General features: G+C 69.4%; 25 protein-coding genes. 14 read left to right on the top strand and 11 right to left on the bottom strand.

Going from position 1 to position 22,696, the window contains the following annotated elements:
* The first annotated feature begins 170 nt into the window (after positions 1–170).
* Together sigK and Q0Q23_RS03470 are read left to right on the top strand one after the other, a co-directional pair.
* Entirely contained in the window at positions 171–731 is a 561-nt protein-coding gene (gene sigK, locus Q0Q23_RS03465; protein WP_295119334.1) for an ECF RNA polymerase sigma factor SigK, read from the top strand.
* Positions 728–1,531: an anti-sigma factor gene (locus tag Q0Q23_RS03470; RefSeq protein ID WP_295119337.1), complete on the top strand. Its 804-nt coding sequence runs from the start codon at positions 728–730 to the stop codon at positions 1,529–1,531. The genes sigK and Q0Q23_RS03470 overlap by 4 nt, the downstream gene beginning before the upstream one ends.
* Before the next feature lie 81 nt (positions 1,532–1,612).
* On the opposite strand, the gene pstB is transcribed toward Q0Q23_RS03470, so the two are convergent.
* The 7 genes from pstB to Q0Q23_RS03505 all read right to left on the bottom strand — a co-directional run bounded on the left by pstB (position 1,613) and on the right by Q0Q23_RS03505 (position 9,757).
* On the bottom strand, positions 1,613–2,392 hold the full coding sequence (pstB, locus tag Q0Q23_RS03475; protein ID WP_295119340.1) for a phosphate ABC transporter ATP-binding protein PstB: 780 nt from the start codon (positions 2,390–2,392) through the stop codon (positions 1,613–1,615).
* Positions 2,393–2,435: 43 nt separating this feature from the next.
* Complete coding sequence (gene pstA, locus Q0Q23_RS03480) at positions 2,436–3,536, bottom strand: phosphate ABC transporter permease PstA (protein ID WP_295119343.1); 1,101 nt, start codon at positions 3,534–3,536, stop codon at positions 2,436–2,438.
* Entirely contained in the window at positions 3,536–4,483 is a 948-nt protein-coding gene (pstC, locus tag Q0Q23_RS03485; RefSeq protein WP_295119346.1) for a phosphate ABC transporter permease subunit PstC, read from the bottom strand. Before pstC ends, pstA begins: the two co-directional genes overlap by 1 nt.
* Before the next feature lie 93 nt (positions 4,484–4,576).
* A complete protein-coding gene (gene pstS / locus Q0Q23_RS03490) occupies positions 4,577–5,671 on the bottom strand; it encodes a phosphate ABC transporter substrate-binding protein PstS (protein WP_295119348.1) in 1,095 nt (364 codons plus the stop codon).
* A 153-nt stretch (positions 5,672–5,824) separates the two neighbouring features.
* Positions 5,825–6,763 carry an NUDIX domain-containing protein gene (locus tag Q0Q23_RS03495; protein ID WP_295119351.1) on the bottom strand — a complete coding sequence of 313 codons (939 nt, stop codon included), beginning with the start codon at positions 6,761–6,763 and terminating at the stop codon, positions 5,825–5,827.
* Entirely contained in the window at positions 6,760–8,973 is a 2,214-nt protein-coding gene (locus tag Q0Q23_RS03500; protein ID WP_295119355.1) for an RNA degradosome polyphosphate kinase, read from the bottom strand. The genes Q0Q23_RS03495 and Q0Q23_RS03500 overlap by 4 nt, the downstream gene beginning before the upstream one ends.
* Positions 8,974–9,064: 91 nt before the next feature.
* Positions 9,065–9,757 (bottom strand): response regulator transcription factor, encoded by a 693-nt coding sequence (locus Q0Q23_RS03505; protein ID WP_295119358.1) that lies wholly within the window; start codon positions 9,755–9,757, stop codon positions 9,065–9,067.
* Between the two features lie 78 nt (positions 9,758–9,835).
* Between Q0Q23_RS03505 and Q0Q23_RS03510 the strand changes: the two genes are divergently transcribed.
* The 3 genes from Q0Q23_RS03510 (at position 9,836) to Q0Q23_RS03520 (ending at position 12,029) form a co-directional block, all read left to right on the top strand.
* Complete coding sequence (locus Q0Q23_RS03510; RefSeq protein WP_295119361.1) at positions 9,836–10,192, top strand: hypothetical protein; 357 nt, start codon at positions 9,836–9,838, stop codon at positions 10,190–10,192.
* Between the two features lie 126 nt (positions 10,193–10,318).
* Positions 10,319–10,915, top strand: coding sequence for an FABP family protein (locus Q0Q23_RS03515; RefSeq protein WP_295119364.1), 597 nt, complete (start codon positions 10,319–10,321; stop codon positions 10,913–10,915).
* A gap of 1 nt (position 10,916) precedes the next feature.
* Positions 10,917–12,029, top strand: coding sequence for a folate-binding protein YgfZ (locus tag Q0Q23_RS03520; protein ID WP_295119367.1), 1,113 nt, complete (start codon positions 10,917–10,919; stop codon positions 12,027–12,029).
* A 7-nt stretch (positions 12,030–12,036) separates the two neighbouring features.
* Here Q0Q23_RS03520 and Q0Q23_RS03525 read toward each other — a convergent pair whose 3' ends face one another.
* A complete protein-coding gene (locus Q0Q23_RS03525) occupies positions 12,037–12,864 on the bottom strand; it encodes a class I SAM-dependent methyltransferase (protein ID WP_295119370.1) in 828 nt (275 codons plus the stop codon).
* A 17-nt stretch (positions 12,865–12,881) separates the two neighbouring features.
* On the opposite strand from Q0Q23_RS03525, the gene Q0Q23_RS03530 reads away from it, so the two are divergent.
* Together Q0Q23_RS03530 and Q0Q23_RS03535 are read left to right on the top strand one after the other, a co-directional pair.
* Positions 12,882–13,631, top strand: a complete 750-nt coding sequence (locus Q0Q23_RS03530) for a phosphoglyceromutase (RefSeq protein ID WP_295119372.1) — start codon at positions 12,882–12,884, stop codon at positions 13,629–13,631.
* A gap of 38 nt (positions 13,632–13,669) precedes the next feature.
* Entirely contained in the window at positions 13,670–14,110 is a 441-nt protein-coding gene (locus tag Q0Q23_RS03535; protein WP_363316233.1) for a 2'-5' RNA ligase family protein, read from the top strand.
* A gap of 89 nt (positions 14,111–14,199) precedes the next feature.
* Here the strand turns inward: Q0Q23_RS03535 and phoU are convergent, their stop codons facing one another.
* Positions 14,200–14,856: a phosphate signaling complex protein PhoU gene (phoU, locus tag Q0Q23_RS03540; protein WP_295119375.1), complete on the bottom strand. Its 657-nt coding sequence runs from the start codon at positions 14,854–14,856 to the stop codon at positions 14,200–14,202.
* A 191-nt stretch (positions 14,857–15,047) separates the two neighbouring features.
* On the opposite strand from phoU, the gene Q0Q23_RS03545 reads away from it, so the two are divergent.
* Together Q0Q23_RS03545 and Q0Q23_RS03550 are read left to right on the top strand one after the other, a co-directional pair.
* Positions 15,048–16,199, top strand: a complete 1,152-nt coding sequence (locus tag Q0Q23_RS03545) for a cell wall metabolism sensor histidine kinase WalK (RefSeq protein ID WP_295119378.1) — start codon at positions 15,048–15,050, stop codon at positions 16,197–16,199.
* Entirely contained in the window at positions 16,196–16,879 is a 684-nt protein-coding gene (locus Q0Q23_RS03550; protein WP_295119381.1) for a response regulator transcription factor, read from the top strand. The genes Q0Q23_RS03545 and Q0Q23_RS03550 overlap by 4 nt, the downstream gene beginning before the upstream one ends.
* 93 nt (positions 16,880–16,972) lie before the next feature.
* On the opposite strand, the gene Q0Q23_RS03555 is transcribed toward Q0Q23_RS03550, so the two are convergent.
* Positions 16,973–17,476 carry a hypothetical protein gene (locus tag Q0Q23_RS03555; RefSeq protein ID WP_295119384.1) on the bottom strand — a complete coding sequence of 168 codons (504 nt, stop codon included), beginning with the start codon at positions 17,474–17,476 and terminating at the stop codon, positions 16,973–16,975.
* 179 nt (positions 17,477–17,655) lie between these two features.
* On the opposite strand from Q0Q23_RS03555, the gene Q0Q23_RS03560 reads away from it, so the two are divergent.
* From Q0Q23_RS03560 to rlmB, 5 genes are all read left to right on the top strand, one after another.
* A complete protein-coding gene (locus Q0Q23_RS03560) occupies positions 17,656–18,138 on the top strand; it encodes a CarD family transcriptional regulator (protein ID WP_021763858.1) in 483 nt (160 codons plus the stop codon).
* 94 nt (positions 18,139–18,232) lie between these two features.
* Complete coding sequence (gene ispD, locus Q0Q23_RS03565; protein ID WP_295119391.1) at positions 18,233–19,387, top strand: 2-C-methyl-D-erythritol 4-phosphate cytidylyltransferase; 1,155 nt, start codon at positions 18,233–18,235, stop codon at positions 19,385–19,387.
* A 40-nt stretch (positions 19,388–19,427) separates the two neighbouring features.
* Positions 19,428–19,808 (top strand): nuclear transport factor 2 family protein, encoded by a 381-nt coding sequence (locus tag Q0Q23_RS03570; protein ID WP_295119394.1) that lies wholly within the window; start codon positions 19,428–19,430, stop codon positions 19,806–19,808.
* Between the two features lie 9 nt (positions 19,809–19,817).
* The gene (gene cysS, locus Q0Q23_RS03575; RefSeq protein WP_295119397.1) at positions 19,818–21,251 is read left to right on the top strand and encodes a cysteine--tRNA ligase; all 1,434 of its coding nucleotides are present in this window, start codon (positions 19,818–19,820) and stop codon (positions 21,249–21,251) included.
* Entirely contained in the window at positions 21,248–22,267 is a 1,020-nt protein-coding gene (gene rlmB, locus Q0Q23_RS03580; RefSeq protein ID WP_295119400.1) for a 23S rRNA (guanosine(2251)-2'-O)-methyltransferase RlmB, read from the top strand. The genes cysS and rlmB overlap by 4 nt, the downstream gene beginning before the upstream one ends.
* Before the next feature lie 10 nt (positions 22,268–22,277).
* Here the strand turns inward: rlmB and Q0Q23_RS03585 are convergent, their stop codons facing one another.
* The gene (locus tag Q0Q23_RS03585; RefSeq protein ID WP_295119403.1) at positions 22,278–22,688 is read right to left on the bottom strand and encodes a DUF4190 domain-containing protein; all 411 of its coding nucleotides are present in this window, start codon (positions 22,686–22,688) and stop codon (positions 22,278–22,280) included.
* Positions 22,689–22,696: the final 8 nt, after the last annotated feature.

Consider the following 22,696-nt stretch of genomic DNA (forward strand, 5'->3'; position numbering starts at 1 on the left):
GCAGTAACCCCGGGCTCCAATACTTGCCGCTTCGAGCGGCCTCGCGCCGAGAGGCGTTTCTGCGGTCCGGCTCTTTCGTACGTGGAGGGCCGAGCCCGGCGCGACGGAGGACTACTGTCGGTGACGGCAGCAGCCCACGAGCACCCGACCGAGGAGGCGCAGAGCACCGCGTGGACGACACCTCCGCCTCCGACCTCGACGAGCTCCTGTCGCGCACCGCTCACGGCGACCAGCGGGCGTTCTCCGACTTCTACGATCGTGTCGCGCCGCGCGTGCTGGGGCTGGTGCGCCGACTCCTGATCGACGCGGCGCAGTCCGAGGAGGTCGCTCAGGAGGTGTTCCTCGAGGCGTGGCAATCCGCTGCGCGGTTCGATCCGAATAAAGGTCGAGCGATCACCTGGATCCTCACGATGGCACACCGCAGGGCGGTCGACCGCATCCGGGCGTCCCAGTCCGCCCACGACCGCGACACGGCCGTCGGCATCCGTGACCTGCCGACCGACTTCGACGTGGTCGCGGAGACGGTCGAGGTTCGGGTGGAGCACGAGCGAGTGGAGGTGGCGATGGCGAGACTGAGCGAGGCGCAACGCCAAGCCATCGCCCTGGCGTACTACGGCGGCCTGAGTCAGAGCGAGGTCGCGGCCGAGCTCGGCATCCCCCTCGGCACAGCGAAAACCCGGTTGCGGGATGCGATGATACGGCTGCGAGACGAACTGGGGGTGACCCGATGACCGACGAGGAGCGAGGAATCGTCGACCCTGAACGCCTCGGTGCGCGCCTGGGGGCGCAGACCGAGCGGGAGGCGCGCGAGTTCGAGGACGTCGCCGCCCAGCTCGCCCTCTCCGCCGAGCCGGTGCAGCCTTCCGCCGAACTGAAGGCGGCCCTGTTCGCGAAGCTCGCCGAAACGCCGCAGCTGCCGGCGGAGAACCGCAGCGCCGCTCAGGAGGCCGTTCAGCCGGCCGCAGACCCGCCCGTGCAGGCCGTCGCCCTCCGCCCGGTTCCGTCCGAGTCGTCCTCCGAGGCCGCGCCGCCGCAGCCGACGCCGGCTGAGGAGCGCGCACGCCGCCGGTGGTTCCAGCGGCCCGGTGCGATCCTCGCGGCTGCTGCCGCCGGCGTCATCCTCTTCGTCGCCGGCGCGTTCGCCGGCGTCAGCCTGTCCAGTACGAACTCCTACCAGCAGCAGCAGGCCGCGGCCCTGGCGAGCATCAACGCGGCTCCGGACGTCCAGCGCGCCACCTCCCCCGTCGCCGGCGGCGGCACCGCCACCCTGGTGTGGTCGGCGCAGCTGGGCCGGTCCGCTCTGATCGCCACCGACCTCCCGGAGCTCGCAGGAGGCAAGACCTATGAGCTCTGGTACATCCGCGACGGCGCCGCCACGCCGGCCGGGACGATGACCGCGACCGGTGCCCCAGCCACCTGGCGGGTGCTCGCCGGCGAGATGACCGCAGGCGACACGGTCGGCGTGACCGTCGAACCGAGTGGAGGCTCGAAGCAGCCCACCACGAAACCGATCGTCGCGATCACCTCCTGACGCAATCGCGGTCGGGGAGGCCGCAGACGACGAGAGGCCCACCGGACATCCCGTGGGCCTCTCGTCGTGCGGGGCGGTCGATCAACCGAAACGGCCGGACACGTAGTCCTCGGTGGCCTGCACGGTCGGGTTCGAGAAGATCATGTTGGTGTCGTTGTACTCGATGAGCTTGCCCGGCTTGCCGGTGCCGGCGATGTTGAAGAACGCCGTGCGGTCCGAGACGCGCGAAGCCTGCTGCATGTTGTGCGTGACGATGACGATGGTGTACTCGTTCTTGAGTTCCTCGATGAGGTCCTCGATCGCGAGCGTGGAGATCGGGTCGAGCGCCGAGCAGGGCTCGTCCATCAGCAGCACATCAGGCGAGACGGCGATCGCCCGCGCGATGCACAGACGCTGCTGCTGGCCGCCCGAGAGCCCGGAACCGGGGAGGTTGAGGCGGTCCTTCACCTCGTTCCAGAGGTTGGCGCCCTGCAGCGACTTCTCGACGAGCTCGTCGCTCTCGCTCTTCGACATGCGTCGGTTGTTGAGCCTGACTCCGGCGAGCACGTTGTCGCGGATGCTCATCGTGGGGAACGGGTTGGGCCGCTGGAACACCATTCCCACCTGGCGACGCACCAGAACGGGGTCGACGCCGGCGCCGTAGAGGTTGTTGCCGTCGATCAGCACTTCGCCCTCCACGTACGCGCCGGGGATCACCTCGTGCATGCGGTTGAGGGTGCGGAGGAAGGTGGACTTGCCACAGCCGGACGGCCCGATGAACGCCGTCACACTGCGGGGCTCGATCGTGAGCGACACGCCCTCGACGGCACGGAACTTGCCGTAGTAGACGTTCAGGTCGTTGACTTCGATGCGCTTGGACACGTTTTTCCTTGTCTGCGTTCTTCGGGTGAGTCGGGAGTCGCGATCAGCGCCCGTACTTGGGAGCGAATGCCTTGGCGATGATGCGGCCGATCAGGTTCAGCAGCATGACGATGATGATCAGTGTGAGCGCGCCGGTCCAGGCCCGGTCGATGGAGGCCTGGGCGTGGAGGCCGGCGGCCTGCGTGTACTGCGTGTACACGAACACCGGGAGCGCCATCATGCGGTCGCTGAACGGGTCGTAGTTCATGCTGGTGGTGAAACCGGCGACGATCAGCAGCGGAGCGGTCTCTCCGATCACGCGGGCGATGGCCAGCATGACGCCCGTGACCAGGCCGGCCAGCGACGTCGGCAGGACGACCTTGAGCACGGTCAGCCATTTGGGCACGCCCAGGGCCAGAGAGGCCTCCCGCAGCTCGTTCGGGACGATCCGCAGGATCTCCTCGCTCGAGCGCACCACGACCGGGATCATCAGCACCGACAGGGCGACGGCGCCCATGAAGCCGTTGCGGATGGCCGGCCCGAAGATCAGGGCGAACAGGGCGTAGGCGAACAAGCCGGCGACGATCGACGGGATGCCCGTCATGACATCCACGAAGAAGGTGATGCCGCGAGCGAGCGTTCCGCGTCCGTACTCGACCAGGTAGATCGAGGTGAGCAGACCGATCGGCACCGAGATGATCGCGGTGAGGGCCGTGATGATCAGCGTGCCGACGATCGCGTGCAGTGCGCCTCCGCCGTCACCGATCACATTGCGCATCGACTGCGAGAAGAACGCGACGTCGAAGCGTGCCAGGCCCTGGCTGACGACGGTCCAGCCGAGGGAGATGAGCGGGAGCAGTGCCACGATGAACGCCGTCGCCACCAGCGAGGTGACCAGCCGGTCCTTGGCCTTGCGGGTGCCCTCCACGAGCACGGAGGTCGTGTAGATCGCGACGTCGAACAGCACCGTGCCGAAGAAGACCGCGCCGACGATGTTGAAGCCCTTGGTCGCGCCACTGGCGGCGAGCATCGCGAACACTCCGCCCAGGACGACCCAGGAGACGACGAGCATCGTCCAGGGCGCCCAGCGGGGGAGCTTGCCCGCAGTGTACGAGTTGGCGAGCGGTCGGGGAGCCGCGGTCGCGGTCGTTGTGGTGGCAGCCATCAGTTCGCTCCAGAGAAGGCCGCGCGGCGGCTGACGATGTAACGGGCGAGCATGTTGATCAGGAGGGTCACCACGAACAGCACCAGACCGGAGGCGATCAGGGCGTTGACGCCGAGACCGGTGGCCTCCGGGAACTGCAGCGCGATGTTCGCGGCGATGGTGTTCGGGCTCTGCGCCTGGAGTACGGCGAGCTTGACGATGAGCGCGGGCGAAAGGACCATCGCGATCGCCAGCGTCTCGCCGAGCGCGCGGCCGAGGCCGAGCATGATCGCCGACACGATGCCGCTGCGGGCGAACGGGAGGACCGCCATCCGGACCATCTCCCACTTGGTCGCGCCCAGCGCCAGCGCAGCCTCTTCGTGGAGGCGCGGCGTCTGCAGGAAGATCTCGCGGCAGATCGCGGTCATGATGGGGATGACCATGACCGCGAGCACTATCGCCGCGGTCAGGATCGTGCGGCCGGTGCCCGAGACGGGCGGCGCGAAGAAGGGGATCCAGCCGAGGTACTGGCCGAGCCAGGCGTAGAAGGGCTGGACGAACGACGAGAGGGTCGCGATGCCCCACAGGCCGAAGACGACCGACGGGACGGCCGCGAGCAGGTCGATGATGTACCCGAGGGTCTGCGCGACACGGCGCGGGGCGTAGTGCGAGATGAAGAGCGCGATGCCGATCGACAGCGGCGTGGCGATGATGAGCGCGATGAGCGCCGCCCAGATGGTGCCGAAGACGAGCGGCCACACCCACGACCAGAAGTTGGTCGCGTTGTTCGGCAGCTGGCCGGCGCCGGCGAACAGGGCCGGGAAGCTCTGGATGATGAGGAACAGCGCCACCGCGGCGAGGGTGGCGAGGATCAGCGACCCGGCGACGACGGTGCTGGTGGAGAAGACGCGGTCGCCGAGGCGGACTTTCGCCTTCGGCCTGATGGCTCCTGCGGTTCCGGCGGTCATTCGTTGCTTTCTCTCATCGGGTTCCCCGGAGGGTGAGTGCGGTGCGCCGCTCGGCCCGGACCGTGGTGCGGTCCGGGCCGAGCGGCCGGGGTGTTACTTGATGCTGGCGACGGCCTTGCTGACCTTGGAGGACAGGTCGCTCGACAGCGGAGCCGAACCGGCCTGCTCGGCGGCGGCCTTCTGGGCGTCGCTGCTGATCACGTAGTCGACGTAGCCCTTCACGAGGTCCGCCTTGGCGGCGTCCTTGTACTCCTGGCAGGCGATCACGTAGGAGACCAGGACGAGCGGCCAGGCGCCCTTCGTGGTGTCCTTGCGGTTGATCTGGATGGCCAGGTCGTTGGCGTCGCGGCCCGAGGCGACAGGCGAGGCGGCGACCACGGCGGCCGCGCCGTCGGCGCTGATCTTCTCGTAGTTGTCGCCGACCTTCAGCTGGGCGATCGAGAGGCCGGCGGAGCCGGACTCGTCGATGTAGGTGATCGAGTTCTTCGCGTTCTTCACGGCGTCGCCGACACCCGAGGTGCCCTTGGCGGCGTCACCGACCTGGAACGGGAAGGTCTGCGAGGCGGGAGCGGTCCACACGGTGGGAGCGTTCGCCGCGAGGTACTCGGTGAAGTTCTGGGTGGTGCCCGAGTCGTCGGAGCGGTGCACGACCGTGATCGGGGCCGACGGGAGCGAGGCGCCCGAGTTCTGGCTCTTGATCTTGGGGTCGTCCCACGTGGTGATCTTGCCCGAGAAGATGCCGGCGATCGTGTCGGCGTCGAGCTTGAGGTCCTTCACGCCGTCGACGTTGTACGCGATGGCGATCGGGGAGATGTAGACCGGGAGGTCGATGCCCTTGGAGTTTGCGGCGCAGCCCGCGAACGTGCCGGCGAGCTCCTCGGTCTTCAGTGCGGCGTCCGAGCCGGCGAAGTCGGCGGCGCCCGACATGAAGCTCTTGCGGCCGGCGCCCGAGCCCTGCGGGTCGTAGTTGACGGTCGCCTTCGGGTTGGCCTGCTGGAAGCCCGCGATCCACACGGTCTGGGCGGCGGCCTGAGCGGACGAGCCGATGCCGTTCAGCGTGCCCGACAGGTTGGACGGCTTGGCCGTGGTGGTCGCCGGGGTGCTGCCCTCGTTCGACGCGCAAGCGGTGAGGGAGATGGCGGCGGCGGCGAGGAGTGCCACGGGAACGCCAAGACGCTTCAGTTTCACAGTTGTCCCTTCCGGGGATCAGTAACAACAGGACGGGGTCGGTGCGACCCGCGTGAGACGCTATTCCCGATGTCTGTCCAGAGTCCCCCGCGGTGGTAAACGGAAGGTAAACAAGGGTTGGCTAGCTGGTGGGCGAGCCCGGCCGTCCCGCGGTCAGCTCACCGCAGGTGCATACGTCTCGATGGAGACGATGCCCGACGCGGGGTTGGTCGTCGAGAGGTGCACGACCGAGAATCCGCCTGTGTCGAGGTCGGCGGCTTCGTTGAGGTACCCGCCGGGCATGGTGCCGGTGGCCAGGGCGATCTCGCGAAGGATCTCGGGGAGCACCGGCCCGTGACTGCAGAGCACGGCGCTCTTGCGTGAGCGGACGCGCTTGCCGATCACACCGCGGACATCGCCGGTGCCCTCCTCGTAGGCGTCCTGGCTGATGCCGGGCTCCCGCCGCGGCTTGACGCCGGTCGCGGCCGCCAGGGGAGCGACTGTCGCGACGCAGCGGACGGCGTCGCTCGTGATGATGCGCTTCGGCCGCCACGCGCGCAGGGTGGGCACGTCCCCGGCCGCCTGCTTGACGCCGCGGTCGGTGAGCGGGCGCGAAGCGTCCGGGCCGTCCCAGCCGCCGCGGGGCTCGGCTTTGCCGTGGCGGAGGGCGATGAGGGCGAACGTGGAGGTGATGCCCTGCTTCACGAGCGCCTCGAACGCGTCGAGGATCTCCACGTCGCGGTCGTAGGTGAGGTAACCGCGCGCCTTCTTGAGCGTGACCCACTCGATCGCCGCGATCTCGGAGTTGGGCACGAACGTGGACTGTTCGATCGCCTGCTCGCTCACCTCGGCAGCCCAGTAGTGCACGATCTTCTCGCGTCCGGAGGCCAGCGGGTACGCCGATACGCCCAGGGGGACGCCGAGGGTGACGGCGAGACCGGTCTCCTCGCGGATCTCGCGCACCGCGGTCTGCGGAAGCGTCTCGCCCGGATCGACCTTGCCCTTGGGGATCGTGACGTCGCCGTATTTGGTGCGGTGCACCACGAGCATGACGAGCTTGTCGTCCACGATGCGCCAGCACAGGGCGCCCGCGGCGTAGATGGCGAGGCTCACCGCCTCGTTCCCGTACGGGTGCTGCGGGGACGGTGGCTGGCCTGCTGCTGGAGCTTGGTCTGGAGGTCGGTGAGCGGCGCGCCGTTCTCGTCGAGGTGATGACGGGTCCACACGCCGTCCTCGCCGAGTGTCCAGGCGGCGGTGCGCTCGTCGAACGCCAGGTCGAAAAGGCGGCCGAGCTCTGCGAGGTGGTCGGGGTCGGTCAGCCGAACCAGCGCCTCGACGCGGCGGTCGAGGTTGCGGTGCATCATGTCGGCGCTGCCGATGTACACGTGCGGGTCGCCGTCGTTCACGAACGAGAAGACACGTGAGTGCTCCAGATAGCGACCCAGCACGGAACGCACGCGGATGTTCTCGGAGAGGCCCTCGCGCCCAGGAACGACGCCGCAGATGCCGCGCACCCACAGCTCCACGGGCACACCGGCCTGGCTGGCCCGGTAGAGGGTGTCGATGATGGCCTCGTCGACGATCGAGTTGAGCTTGATCCGGATGCCGGACGGGCGCCCGGCGGCGGCGTTGGCCGCCTCGGTGTCGATTCGCTTGAGCAGACCCTTGCGCAGGTGGAGGGGCGCGACCAGGAGGCGCTTGAACTTCTTCTCGATCGCGTAGCCGGACAGCTCGTTGAAGAGCCGGGTGAGGTCTTTCCCGACCTGATCGTCGGCGGTGAGCAGTCCGAGGTCTTCGTAGATGCGCGATGTCTTCGGGTTGTAGTTGCCCGTGCCGATGTGGCTGTAGTGCTTCAGCACGCCCTTCTCCTCGCGGATGACGAGAGCGAGCTTGCAGTGCGTCTTGAGTCCCACCAGGCCGTACACGACGTGCACTCCGGCCTTCTCGAGCTTGCGGGCCCACGAGATGTTGTTCTGCTCGTCGAAGCGCGCTTTGATCTCGACCAGGGCCAGCACCTGCTTGCCGGCTTCCGCCGCGTCGATGAGCGCTTCGACGATCGGGCTGTCGCCGGAGGTGCGGTAGAGGGTCTGCTTGATGGCGAGGACGTGCGGGTCCGCCGCCGCCTGCTCCAGAAACGCCTGCACGCTCGTCGCGAACGACTCGTACGGGTGGTGCAGCAGGATGTCCTGACGTGAGACCGCCGCGAAGACGTCGGGCTTGGCGTTCGGCTCGCTCGGCATCAGCTGCGGCGCAGTGGTCGGCACGTGATTGGGGTAGTGCAGGTCGGGACGATCGATGCGTGCCAGGTCGAACAGGCCGCCGAGGTCGAGCGGGGCCGGGAGGCGGTAGACCTCCTGCTCGGTCACGTCGAGCTCGCGCACCAGCAGGCCGAGCGTCACGTCGTCCATATCGTCGGTGACCTCGAGCCGGATCGGCGGCCCGAAGCGGCGGCGGAGCAGTTCGCGCTCCAGCGCCTGGATCAGGTTCTCGGTCTCGTCCTCGTCGATCTCGACGTCTTCGTTGCGCGTGACGCGGAACACGTGGTGGTCGAGGATCTCCATGCCGGGGAAGAGATCGCCCAGGTGGTTGGCGATCAGGTCCTCCAAGCGCAGGAACCGCACCTGCCCGAGCCCCTCGCGCTGATCGATGCGGACGAAACGCGGCAGCATCTGCGGCACCTTGAGACGCGCGAACTGCTCCTTGCCTGTACGCGAGTTGCGCACGCGCACCGAGAGGTTGAGCGAGAGCCCCGAGATGTACGGGAAGGGGTGCGCCGGGTCGACGGCGAGCGGCATCAGCACGGGGAAGATCTGCTGCGAGAAGACCTCGCGCATCTGCACCCGGTCGGCCTCGTCGAGCTCGTCCCACGACGACACCGTGATGCCGACCTGCTCGAGCGCAGGCAGCACCAGCTCGCGGTAGGCCTTGGCGTGGCGCACCTGGAGCTCGTGCGCCTTCTCGGAGATGTCGGCCAGCACGTCCTGCGGAGCGCGGCCGACGTTCGTCGGCACGGCGAGCCCCGTGGCGATGCGGCGCTTGAGGCCCGCGACGCGCACCATGAAGAACTCGTCGAGGTTGCTCGCGAAGATCGCGAGGAAGTTGGCGCGCTCCAGCACCGGCAGGAGCGGATCCTCCGCCAGCTCGAGGACGCGCTGGTTGAAGGCCAGCCAGCTCAGCTCGCGATCGAGGTAGCGGTCGTCGGGGAGCGTCGGGTCGGGCTCGTAGATGAAGGGGGCGAAGTCGTCGTCGAAGTCGCTGCCCAGGCTGCCGCTCAGCCCGTTGTCGAGTAGGCCGTTCTCCAGTGTGGTGCGCTCGCCGTCCATGCCTCCCATCATGGCACCGGGCGAGCGCAGAGCGGCACGAGTCTCGATTAACTGTGGACGAACGACCTCCGGGGCCGATGGTGCAGGAGGATCAGGGGCGCACGGACGAGGGCAGCCGGTCGTTCTCGTCCTCGTAGACGTTGAAGCGGTAGCCGACGTTGCGCACCGTCCCGATCAGGGACTCCAGGTCTCCGAGCTTTGCTCGCAGGCGTCGCACGTGCACATCCACCGTGCGCGTGCCGCCGAAGTAGTCGTAGCCCCACACCTCGCTCAGCAGCTGCTCGCGCGTGAAGACCCGCGAGGGATGCGTGGCGAAGAAGCGCAGCAGTTCGAACTCCTTGAAGGTGAGGTCGAGCGCTCGCCCGTGCGCCTTGGCCGAGTAGCTGGCTTCGTCGATCGTGACGCCCGAGGCCTGGATCTTCGAGTGCGAGTTGTCCTGGCCCTGACGTCCGATCGCGAGCCGGATGCGTGCGTCGACCTCCGCCGGACCCGCGCTGTCGAGGACCACGTCGTTGATGCCCCAATCGGCGCTCACGGCGGTGAGACCGCCCTCGGTGAGGACGAGCAGGAGCGGCACCGTGATGCCCGTCGTCGTGAGGATCTTGCACAGGGACTTGGCGCTCGCCAGGTCGCGGCGGGCGTCGACGAAGATCAGGTCGCAGGCGGGAGCGTTGACCAGCGATGCCGGTTCGGCGGGGATCTGGCGGGTGCGGTGGCTGAGGAGACCGAGGGCGGGGAGCACCTCTGCATCGGGCGCAGACGTGAGGATCAACAGCTGCGCCACTCAGTTCCTCCTCGCCTCTTCGTGCCGCAATGCTACCGGAAACGCTTGCACCACCGGACCGCAGGGCACAATGGAGGGATGAGCGATACGCCTCAGGAGCCGGAACCGCTGGAGCCCGGACCGCTGGGCCCGGCCGCGGCCGCGGGGCCGCCGCCGGAGCCGCTGCCGCGCGCGGCCGTCGCGTGGAGCGTCGGCGCGGTCTGGGCGCTCGCGCTCGTCCTCGGTGTGCTGATCGCGCTGCTGTCGCATCCTCCGCAGTACGCGTCGTGGCTCTCGCTCGCGCTCGGCGTCTGCGTGATCGGCGCCTTCGGGGCGCAGCTCGCGACGCAGCGGAAGGACGGCTTCGTCAACCGGCTCGCGACGACCCTCGTCGGCAGCTTCGTCATCCTCGGACTCTTCGGTGCGGTCCTCGGCGTCATCACGCTCGGGCACTGATTAGACTGGCCCTATGCTCGTCGCTCTCGAACTCTTCTTCATCGGCCTGCTGGGTCTGGCCACCCTCGCCATCCTCGGTGTCTCCGGAGTGGTGGTCTACAACCTCTTCCGCGGCCAGCGCTAGGCATGATCGAGCTCCCCACCGACCTTCCGGCCGAACTCGTCCCGCTGTCCTGGCTGATCGGGATCTGGGAGGGGAGCGGCGTCGTCGACTACGCCGTCGGCGAGGAGCACACCCAGCTCGAGTTCGGCCAGCGCATCAGCTTCAGCCATGACGGCGAGGCGTACCTCAACTACTCGGCCACGTCATGGGTGCTCGACGAGAACCGCACCCCGCTCGCGGCCGAGACCGGCTATTGGCGGCTGAGCCGCACGCTGGTGGAGGGCGCTCCCGGCCCGGCGATGCTGCCCGGTCAGGGCGGCCGTCCGTTCGGCACGGCGCAGGCGGTCGAGACGCTGCGGGCGTCGAGCGGGGGCTTCGACATCGACGTGGCGATCATCCACCCCGACGGAGTCAGCGAGCTCTACATCGGTCAGGTCAACGGCCCGCGCATCGACCTGGCCACCGACGCGGTCGTGCGTACCGCTGGAGCCAAGGAGTACAGCGCGGCGACGCGCCTGTACGGTCTTGTGGAGGGCCACCTCCTCTGGGCGTGGGACATCGCCGCCCTCGGCCAGGACCTCCGCACGCACGCGTCGGCGCGCCTCGCCAAGGTCGACTGACGTGTCTTCGTCGCCCTTCCTCGCACTGCCCGGCGCAGTCGACACCGCGCAGGCCGGGGTTCCCGCGCACTACGGCAACCCGTTGGCCGAGCAGCGCGCGCTGCAGGACCGCTCGGCGATCGTCGACCTGTCCGATCGCGCTGTGCTCTCGATCACCGGCCCGGATCGGCTGAGCTGGCTCAACTCCCTGACTAGCCAGTCCCTGCTCGGCCTGCAGCCGGGGGAGTCGTCCGAGACACTGCTCCTCGACGTCACCGGCCGGGTCGAGCACGCCGTCCGGCTGATCGAGGACGGCACCGCGCTCTGGCTGCTGGTCGACCGTCCCGAAGCCGCCGGCCTGCTCTCCTGGCTCGACTCGATGCGGTTCATGCTCCGGGTCGAGCTGACCGACCACACGGAGACCCTCGCGACCATCGGAACGCTCGCCGAGCCGCCGCTTCCGCTCGCTGCGCCCCACGGCGTCCCGCTCGTGTGGCATGACCCGTGGCGCGCGCTGACGCCGGGCGGCCATCAGTACGCCACGGGCGACCATCCCGGAGCCGGGTGGACGTGGAGCGAGCGTGTCGTGCCGCGGGAGGCCCTGCCGTCGATCGTGTCGCGCGTCGAGTCGGGCGAGCTCGCCGTCGCCGGCACCCTCGCGGCAGACGCGCTGCGCGTCGCGGCGTGGCGCCCGCGCTTCGCCACCGAGGTCGACGAGCGGACCATCCCGCACGAACTCGACTGGCTCCGCACCGCGGTGCATCTGAGCAAGGGCTGCTACCGCGGTCAGGAGACGGTCGCGAAGGTCCACAACCTCGGCCACCCGCCGCGCCGCCTCGTGATGCTGCACCTGGACGGTTCGGAAGGCGTGCATCCCGTAGCCGGAGCGGAGGTCACACTCGAAGGCCGCGTGGTCGGGACGGTCACGTCGTCGGCACTGCACTACGAGCTCGGGCCGATCGCGCTCGCCGTCGTCAAGCGCGGCACCGACCCGGCGGCCACGCTCACGGTCGACGCCGACGGCACGCCCGTCGCTGCGGCGCAGGAGATCGTGGTGCCGCCCGAAGCGGGCGCCGAGGCCCACGTGCCGCACCTCCCGCGCCTGGGCGCCGTCACGCGTACCCCGCGCGCCTGACCGTTCGCTAGACCGGCGCGACCGCCTCCCACGAGACCGTGAGTTCGCCCAGCCGCCACCGGTCGCGGCCGCCGACGACCGGCCAGCCGGCATCGCGCATGCCCTGCGCCACGGCGATCCAGCGCTGCTTCGGGCCGTACGCCGCGAGCGGCGAGTGGACCTGCCACAGGCGATCGAGGTCCGACAGGAAGACGTGCACGCGCTCGCCGGGCACGTTCCGGTGGATGAGCGCCTTCGGCAGGCGCTCCGCGACGACGCTCGGCGCATCCAGACCGCGGAGCCGGAGCGAGATCGAGAAGGTCTGCGGACCGGTCGCGTCGAGCGTGATCCAGCTGGCGATCCGGCCGATCTCGTCGCAGGTGCCCTCGACGAGCGCGCCGCCGAGCTGCAGCCGGCCGAGCATCCGCGTCCAGGCCGCAGCGACCTCCGATTCGTCGTACTGCCGCAGCACGTTGAAGGCGCGGATCACGGCGGCATGACGGCCCTCGGGCAGGGGAACCTCGAAGCCGCCCAGGCGGAAATCCACGCGCGCGCCGGGGGCGAAGCCGGTGCTCCCGGCCCGGACCGCCTCCAGCTGGGTGAGCGCCGTGCGCACCCGGCCCGGGTCGATCTCGAGTCCGAGCATCTCCACGTCGGGCCGCACGCGCGCCAACCGCTGCTGGAGCTCGAAGGCGGTCACCCCGCTCGCTCCGAAACCGAGGTCGACGACCAGCGGGTCGCCTGTCCTCCGCAGCACCGGCAGGGAGGCGAGCCACCGATCCACTCGGCGCAAGCGGTTGGTGTTGGTCGTGCCGCGGGTCACCGTGCCGACGGCGCAGGAGGTCGAGGGCGGCATATGACAAGATTAATCGCATGCCCGCTCCCTACACTCTGATCCTCCTCCGCCACGGCAACAGCGAGTGGAACCAGCAGAACCTGTTCACCGGCTGGGTCGACGTCCGGCTCAGCGAGCAGGGCGTCGCCGAGGCCAAGCGCGCCGGCGAGCTGCTGGCCGAGTCCGGCCTCGAGCCCGACATCCTCTACACGTCGGTTCTCACGCGCGCCATCCAGACCGCGAACTACGCGCTCGACGTCGCGGATCGCCTCTGGATCCCGGTCGAGCGGTCGTGGCGTCTGAACGAGCGCCACTACGGCGCCCTCCAGGGTCTGGACAAGGCGGACACGCTCGAGAAGTACGGGCCGGAGCAGTTCCAGCTGTGGCGTCGCTCGTTCGATGTGCCCCCGCCGCCGCTGCCCGACGACAGCCAGTGGTCGCAGGCGCACGACCCGCGCTACGCCGGTCTCGGCGACGACCTGCCGCGCACGGAGTGCCTCAAGGACGTCATCGCCCGCATGCTGCCCTACTGGGAGTCCGACATCACGACCAGCCTCGCCGAAGGCAAGACGGTGCTCGTCACCGCCCACGGCAACTCGCTGCGCGCGCTCGTGAAGCACCTCGACGGCATCTCCGACGACGAGATCGCCGAGCTCAACATCCCCACCGGCATCCCGCTGGTCTACAAGCTCGACGAGACGTTCGCGCCGATCGAGCCCGCCGTCTACCTCGACCCCGAGGCGGCAGCGGCCGGTGCCGCCGCCGTCGCCGCCCAGGGCAAGAAGTAACCGTCACGACCGATCGCTCCTACGTCGTCGTCGCGTTCCTGCCGGAACGCGGCGGTGACGTCGTCGTTCCGGAGGAGTTCGGGGCGGGGGACTGGCCCCTGCACGTCACGATCGTGCCCCCGTTCGCGGCGGACCTCGACGCTGAAGCCGTGGCCGCGCTCCTGCCGCGCGGACCGCGCCTCCCGCTCGTCGCGGGTGCGCGAGCGTCGTTCGGGCACCGCGGCTCCGTACCTGTCACACTGATCCGCCCGTCGCCCGCCCTGCTCGCGCTGCACACGGCGTGCGTCGATGCGCTGGAGGACGGCGGCGCGCACATCGCCGATCAGCGGCACATCCGCTCCGGCTATCGGCCGCACGCCTCCGATCAGCGGTCGGCCGCGCTCGCCCCCGGCGCCCACGTCTCGCTCTCCGAGCTCGCGATCGTCGAGGGCACCCCCGGCTCCCGCCGCCGGGTCGCCACCCGCATCCCCCTCAGTTGACACCGCCGAGTACGCGCGAATTCATGCGAAAACCGCCGAGTACGCAGCGAATCTGCGTACTCGGCGGGTGAGGGAGGGCTGGGGTTCGGTCAGCCGGCGAGTTCGGGTGCCCAGTCGCCGGTGGCGAGGTACTGGACCTTCTTCGCGATCGAGACGGCGTGGTCGGCGAAGCGCTCGTGGTAGCGGCTCGCGAGGGTCGCGTCGACCGTGTCGACGGCCTGACCCTTCCACGTCTCGCCGAGCACCTTGTCGAACACACTGGCGTGGAGCTCGTCGATGTCGTCGTCGTCGTTGCGGATCTCGTCGGCGAGACGGATGTCCTGGGAGCGCAGCAGCTCCGCGAGCTTCTCGGCGATCTGGACGTCGAGGCGCCCCATCTCAGCGAACGTGGAGCGGAGGCTCTTCGGGACGACCTTGTCAGGGAAGCGGTAGCGGGCGAGCTGGGCGATGTGCTCGGCCATGTCGCCCATCCGCTCCAGCGACGCACTGATGCGCAGCGCACTGACGACGATGCGGAGGTCGCGGGCGACGGGCTGCTGCCGGGCGAGGATCTGGATGGACAGCTCATCGAGCAGCACGGTGAGCTCGTCGATGCGGTGGTCGTTGGCGATCACTTCTTCGGCGAGGGTCACATCGGACTCGTTGAACGCCTGCGTGGCGCTGCGGATCGAACGTACGACCAGCTCGGCGATCTCGACCAGCCGGTCCTGGACCTCGGCCAGCTCCTGCTGGAAAACTTCGCGCATGGGTTGGGTCCTTCCTGGGCGTGCGCGCGCACGCGGAATACGGGGGTCGGACGACCCCGTGAGCATGCTCGCGTCGTGAGGTTAACGGTTGGTGCCGTCCACCTGAACACTGTCTAACGTACCCGCGAAAAGACGCGGCGCAGAGCCGGATCGGTCGCTGCCCGCCCGATCCGATCACCTACGCTTTGAGTATGGACTCCGCCTGGTTGGTGCTGCTCTCGCTCGGGCTGGGGCTGGTCGTCGGCGCAGGGTTCGTCTGGATCCTCCACATCGCCGCTCGCCGCGGCGACCACGCGGCCGCGGTGTCGAATCCGGCCGTCCCTGACGGCGTCGAGCAGGTGCTCGACGCGATGGAGTCCGCCGGTATCGTCCTCGACCCGTCGAACAACGTGATCAAGGCCTCCCCGGGGGCCCACGCGATCGGGCTCGTCTGGAACGGCACGCTCGTGCACGCGCATCTCGTGGAGCTCGTCGACCGTGTGCGGCGCACGGGCGAGCCGGTCACCGAGGAGTGCGAGCTCGCGCGCGGGCCCTTCGGCGAGGCCAACATCCACCTGAGCGTGCGGGTGGCTCGGCTCGGCTCGCGTTACATCCTGCTGCTGGCGGAGGATCGCACCGAGTCTTTCCGGCTCGAGTCGGTGCGACGGGACTTCGTCGCCAACATCAGCCACGAACTGAAGACGCCGATCGGAGCGGTGGGTCTGCTGGCCGAGGCACTCGACGACGCGTCGGACGACCCGGAGCAGGTGCGCCGGTTCGCGCTGCGACTGAGCGAGGAGGCCTCCCGCCTGGCCCGCATCACGCAGGACATCATCGAACTGAGCCGCCTCCAGGCCGCCGACGCGCTGGGCGACGCCGCGCAGCTCTCGGCGAAGAAGGTCGTGAAGGCCGCGATCGACCAGAACCGCGTGGCGGCCGAAGCACGTCAGATCGAGATCGCCATGCGCGGCGAGAAGGACGCGAGCGTCATCGGCAACGAGGCGCTTCTCGTCACGGCTGTGCACAACCTCATTTCGAATGCGATCCAGTACTCGCCGGAGGACTCCCGTATCGGGATCGGCGTGCGCACGATCGACGGCGTCGTCGAGATCGCCGTCACCGACCAGGGCGAGGGCATCCCGGAGGACGACCTCGACCGGGTCTTCGAACGCTTCTTCCGCGTCGACCAGGCCCGCTCCCGCAACACCGGCGGCACCGGGCTCGGTCTCGCGATCGTCAAGCACGCCGTGCAGAACCACGGCGGCGAGGTCCGGGTCTGGTCGCAGCCCGGGCGCGGCTCCACCTTCACCATCCGGCTGCCCGAGGCGGCCACCGTGCGTCCCCCGATTGGAGAGAACCTGTGACAGCCATCCTGCTCGTCGAGGACGAGGCCGCCCTCAGCGAGCCCCTCGCGTATCTGCTGAAGCGCGAGGGCTATGACGTGACGGTCGCCGAGGACGGGCCGACCGCGCTCGCCGAGTTCGACCGCGCGGGCGCCGACCTGATCCTGCTCGACCTCATGCTCCCCGGCATCCCGGGCACCGAGGTGTGCCGCGAGATCCGTACCCGTTCGAACGTGCCGATCATCATGCTGACGGCCAAGGACTCCGAGGTCGACATCGTCGTGGGCCTGGAGCTCGGCGCGGACGACTACGTGACCAAGCCGTACTCGTCGCGCGAGCTGCTGGCGCGCATCCGCGCCGTGCTGCGTCGCCGGGTGGACGAGGCCGAGCTGGAGGACGACTCCATCCTGGAGGCCGGGACCGTGCGCATGGACGTCGATCGGCACACCGTCTCCGTGAACGGCGGCGAGATCTCCATGCCGTTGAAGGAATTCGAACTGCTCGAGCTGTTGCTGCGCAACGCCGGCCGGGTGCTCACCCGCGGTCAGCTGATCGACCGGGTGTGGGGCAGCGACTACTTCGGGGACACCAAGACGCTCGACGTGCACATCAAGCGCATCCGGTCGCGTATCGAGGAGAGCCCGTCCGACCCGCAGATGCTGGTGACGGTGCGGGGCCTCGGCTACCGCTTCAACGCCTGACCGTCTCGTCGACACCGGCTTCCGCTCCGACGACGACGAAGCCGCCCTCCTGATCGCGAGGGCGGCTTCGATGTCGTGTCGGGGCGGACGAGCTCAGTTCTGGGCCGGCAGGATCGTCGGCGGCACCAGGCTCTTGTAGTCGGGGAGGCCGCCATCGAGGACGGGGACCTGCAACTTCACGCCGGTCGCGTCGCCGTACTGGAAGTAGACGGGGTAGAGGCCGCCCGGCAGCGCGTCGAACGGGGTGAGGAAGACGTTGCTGGACGATGCCTTGTCGGGCTGGGAGCCGACCTTCTTGACCTGGCCCGGCTCCACCGTGATGTAGGCCGCTGCGCCGGAGGAACCGGAGGTGATGGCGACCCGGTGGCTCTTGCTGTCGGTGTTGACCAGCGAGACGACGAGGTTGCCGACCTTGCCGCCGACGCCGTCGGTGACGATGAAGGCGTTGCGCACGTCGATCGCGCCGACGCTGCCGCTCACGCCGTCGCTCGCGTCGTAGTGCTTCGTGGTTGCCTGCGGTGCGATGAAACCGCATCCGGCCGTGCCGGCTGCGACCGCCAGGGCGAGGACGATGGACGCCGCGACGCGAGCTTTCACTGGAATGACCCTCCGAATCGTTCCGCTCGACGGCGCGCTGATGCCCTGTTACGAAGCGGATTCAGCACTGAGTTTACCGTATGCCGACGGGCGCTCCCGGCCGCCCGGGAGGCGTGAGGGCGAACCTTAGCATGTGCCTCGTGTGGTATCCTATTCGTTGCTGAAGGGACAACATATCTATGCTTTTCGAGGTTGGCGAAACCGTCGTTTACCCCCATCACGGTGCTGCAACGATCACCGAGGTCAAGAAACGAATCATCAAGGGTGAAGAGAAGCTGTACCTCAAGCTCAACGTCACGCAGGGCGATCTGACCATCGAGGTCCCCGCCGAGAACGTCGACCTCGTCGGCGTGCGCGATGTGATCGGCAAGGAGGGCCTCGACCGCGTGTTCGAGGTGCTGCGCGCTCCCTTCACCGAGGAGCCGACCAACTGGTCCCGCCGGTACAAGGCGAACCTCGAGAAGCTCGCCTCCGGCGACGTCATCAAGGTCTCCGAGGTCGTTCGCGACCTGTGGCGCCGCGACCAGGACCGCGGCCTCTCCGCAGGCGAGAAGCGCATGCTCGCCAAGGCGCGGCAGATCCTCATCTCCGAACTCGCCCTGGCAGAGAAGACGGACGACGAGAAGGCGTCGAGCCTCCTCGACGAGGTGCTGGCCTCCTAGCCCGCGATTCACCCGCTTCCGAAGGCCCCGCTGCAGCGCAGCGGGGCCTTCGGTGTTTGCTGGCGCTGCTGTGGCCGGGCAGTAGTCTCGGGGCATGAGCACTGAGACCGGACCGCGGGTCGCGGTCGTCGTGGTCGCGGCCGGATCGGGCACGCGGCTCGGCGCCGACCTCCCGAAAGCGTTCGTGCGGCTGGACGGCCCGACACTGCTGGAACGCGCCCTGCATTCCGTGCGGGGCATGCGCCATGCGGCCGACCCGATCCTCGTCGTCCCGGCCGACCGCGTCGACGAAGCGGCCGCCATCGCCGTAGCCGTCTTCGGGCGAGCAGCGCGGGTCGTGCCGGGCGGCGAGACTCGGCAGCGATCGGTGGCGCAGGGGCTGGCCGCGCTCGCGGAGGACGTGGAGGTGGTGCTCGTCCACGACGCTGCGCGCGCCCTGACCTCCTCCGCGCTGTTCGATGCGGTGGTCGAGGCCGTCGTCGAGACCGGCCACGGCGTGATCCCCGGCCTCCCGGTCAGCGACACGATCAAGCGCGTCGCCGGCGACGGATCGGTGCACGAGACGGTGGACCGGTCGACGCTTTCGGCCGTCCAGACGCCGCAGGGCTTCCCCCGCGAGCAGCTTCTGGCCGCCTACGCGGCGGCCACGACCGACGAGACCGACGACGCCGGCCTGGTGGCCGCCGCGGGCTTCGCGGTGACCGTGCTGCCCGGTGAGGCGCAGGCGTTCAAGATCACGACACCGAGCGACCTCCAGCGTGCGCACGAGATGATCTCCCCGCGTGTGCAGCCGCGCATCGGCCTCGGCACCGACACGCACGCGTTCGATCCGTCGGCCGAACTCTGGCTGGCGGGACTGCACTGGCCGGACGAACAGGGGCTCTCGGGGCACAGCGACGGCGACGCCGCCTGTCATGCCATCGTGGACGCCCTCCTCGGCGCCGCCGGCCTCGGCGACATCGGCGGAGTGTTCGGGACGGGCGATCCCCGGTTCGCCGGTGCGCACGGCGAGGTGTTCCTCACCGAGACGCGGCGGCTGGTCGAGGAGGCCGGTTTTCGCATCGGGAACGTCTCGGCGCAGATCATCGGGCAGCGTCCGAAGTTCGCTCCCCGGCGGCGCGAGGCCGAGGAACTACTCTCGGGCATCCTCGGGGCGCCCGTGTCGATCGCGGCGACCACCACCGACGGCCTCGGCTTCACCGGCCGCGGCGAGGGGATCGCCGTGTTCGCGACCGCACTGCTGCGCTGAGGGCGTCGACTCACTAGCCTGTCGCGTGGAGAGGACCGAAATGAGCGAAACCTCTGGTGCGGCCATCGCGCGACGCTATATCGAAGCGGTCGGCGCCCACGACCTCGAAACCGTCGGCGGTATCCTCGCCCCCGAGCTGTCCGCGATCTTCGCCGGGACCACGCTCGGCAGGGACGAGTGGCTGGCCGCCCTCAAGCGGCTCCTGCCGGCGCTGACGCGCAACGAGATCCGCGAGGTCTTCGCGGACGGCGACCGGGCGTGCGTCGTCTACGACTTCGTCACCGACACGCCCGCCGGGGCGGTGCCCTGCGTCGAGCTCGTCACCGTGGAGGACGAGGCGATCACCCGGATCGAGCTGATCTTCGACCGGGTGGCGTTCGCGCCGGTCAACGAAGCGCTCGCCGCCCGCGCGGCCCCGTAGGCTTAGGCCGTGACACTGCGACTCTTCGACACCAAGGCCGGGGCCCTCCGCGACTTCGTCCCGCTGCGCCCGGGCGCGGTGGGCATCTATGTCTGCGGCCCGACCGTGCAGTCATCGCCGCACATCGGTCACCTCCGGTCGGCTCTGGTGTACGACCAGCTGCGGCGCTGGCTGGCCTACCGGGGGCTCGACGTGACGCTGGTGCGCAATGTCACCGACATCGACGACAAGGTCCTCGTGAATGCGGCGGACGCTCAGGCACAGGGCGGCTCCGAGGAGTGGTGGGCGCTCGCGTACCGGTTCGAACTGGAGTTCACGGCCGGCTACACGGCGATCGGCGTGCAGCCTCCCACCTACGAACCGCGGGCGACCGCCAGCGTCATGCAGATGCAGGAGATCATCGGCCGGCTGATCGAGCGCGGCCACGCCTACCCGGCGGCCGACGGCTCCGGCGACGTGTACTTCGACGTGAAGAGCTGGCCGTCGTACGGCGAGCTCACCCGTCAGAGCATCGACAACATGGAGGCCGCGGCCGACGCCGACCCTCGCGCCAAACGCGACCCGCGCGACTTCGCGCTCTGGAAGGGGCGCAAGAGCGACGAGCCGGAGTCCGCGTCGTTCCCTTCGCCGTGGGGGGCCGGCCGCCCCGGCTGGCACATCGAGTGCTCGGCGATGTCGCGACGCTACCTGGGGCCGGAGTTCGACATCCACGGGGGCGGTCTCGACCTGCGCTTCCCGCACCACGAGAACGAGATCGCGCAGTCGACCGCGGTCGGAGACGCCTTCGCGCGCTACTGGGTGCACAACGGACTGGTCCACGTCAACGGGCAGAAGATGAGCAAATCGCTCGGCAACTCCGTCTACGCCGCCGACCTGCTCGGCGCCGCCCGGCCGCTGGTGGTGCGCTACTACCTCGGCTCCGCCCATTATCGGTCGACCATCGACTACCACGACGGCTCCCTCAGCGAGGCCGAGGCGGCACTCGACCGCATCTCCGGATTCTTCGAACGCGTCGACCGCAGGCTCGCCGGCACCCGGTTCGCCGGCAGCGGTGTCGAGACGGTCCCCGGAGCATTCGCCGAGGCGATGGACGACGACCTGGCCGTGCCTCAGGCTCTGGCCGTCCTCCACGACACGGTGCGCTCAGGAAACGCGGCGCTGGATGCGGAAGACTTGGAGGCCGCCGCGAACGCACGCGGCCATGTGCTCGCGATGACCGAGGTGCTCGGCATCAACCCGCTGTCGCCGCACTGGCATTCGGCGGGATCCAGCGCTGCCGAGCACGCGCTCGGCGCCCTCGTCGAGCGACTGCTCGACGACAGGAACGAGGCGCGCCGGTCGCGCGACTTCGCCGCAGCAGACCGTATCCGCGATGAGCTGACCGCCGCGGGAATCAGTATCGAAGACACCCCGACGGGGTCGCATTGGAGTATCGAAGCATGAAGAACTCGGGTGGAAAGTCCCGCGCCGGCGCTGTGAGGAAGAGCAAGAAGGGCGCCCAGGTGGGAACGGGCGGCCACGGCCGCAAGGCTCTCGAGGGTCGGGGACCGACCCCGAAGGCCGAGGACCGCGAGTACCACGTCGCCTACAAGAACAAGCAGCTGCGCGAGCGCGCCGCGGCCAAGGCGGAGCAGCGCGGCGCACGCGACGGCGCGCCGCGCGGCGCGTCCGGCGCCGCCCGCCGTGCCAAGAGCGGCGACGAGAGCGAGATCGTCACCGGGCGCAACTCCGTGCTGGAGGCGCTCCGTGCGGCGATCCCGGCCTCCACGCTCTACATCGCCGCCCGGGTCGAGATGGACGACCGCATGAAGGAGATCCTCTCGATCGCCACCGGCCGCGCCATCCCCGTGCTCGAAGTGATGCGCCCGGAGCTCGACCGGCTCGCCGGCCGCGACGCCGTGCACCAGGGCGTGGCGCTCAAGGTGCCGCCCTACGAGTACGCCCACCCGGGCGAGCTGCTCGACCTGACCGTGCGCACGGGCCAGACCCCGCTGTTCGTGGCGCTCGACGGCATCACCGACCCGCGCAACCTCGGCGCGATCATCCGCTCGGCCGCCGCGTTCGGCGGGCAGGGCGTGATCATCCCGCAGCGGCGCTCGGTCGGGATGACCGCGGCCGCCTGGAAGACGTCGGCGGGCGCCGCCGCGCGCACTCCGGTCGCGATGGCCTCCAACCTGACGTCGACCCTCAAGGAGTTCAAGAAGGCGGGCGTCTTCGTGCTGGGCCTCGACGGCGGCGGCGACACGTCCCTGCCGGGGCTGCCGTTCGCCGACCGCCCCGTCGTGATCGTCGTCGGGAGCGAGGGCAAGGGCCTGTCGCGACTGGTGACCGAGACCTGCGACGCCGTGGTGTCCATCCCGATCTCGGCCTCCACCGAGTCGCTGAACGCCGGGATCGCGGCCAGCGTCACGCTGTACGAGATCGCGAAACTGCGCGCGGAGTCGAAGCCCGCGCGCTGACGGTGGCGGCTTAGGCGGACGTTCCCGACACCGCGATGCCGTGGCTCATGATCGCGAAGACGAGTGTGAGCCACAGGATGATGAACGCGGCCCCGATCGCGATGCCGGCGTAGCCGATGATGAGACCGGCCAGAGCGAGGCCCCGGCCCTTCTCGCCGGTGCGCTTGATCTGCGAGAGCGCGATGTGCCCCGTGATGATCGCGACGAGGCTGACGAAGAAGGCCGACACCAGCGAGACGATCGCGAGGACGTTCGTGCCCGGTTCCGGCGCATAGGCGTACGGATAGACGGGCTGGCCCGGATAGACGGGCTGGCCCGGATAGACGGGCTGGCCCGGATAGGGCTGAGCCGGATACGGCTGCGCCGGATACTGCTGGGCCGGGTACGGCGGCACGCTGCCGGGCTGTTCGGGGTGAGACATCGGGCTCC

Source organism: uncultured Leifsonia sp. (assembly GCF_945957465.1).
Taxonomy (GTDB): domain Bacteria; phylum Actinomycetota; class Actinomycetes; order Actinomycetales; family Microbacteriaceae; genus Leifsonia.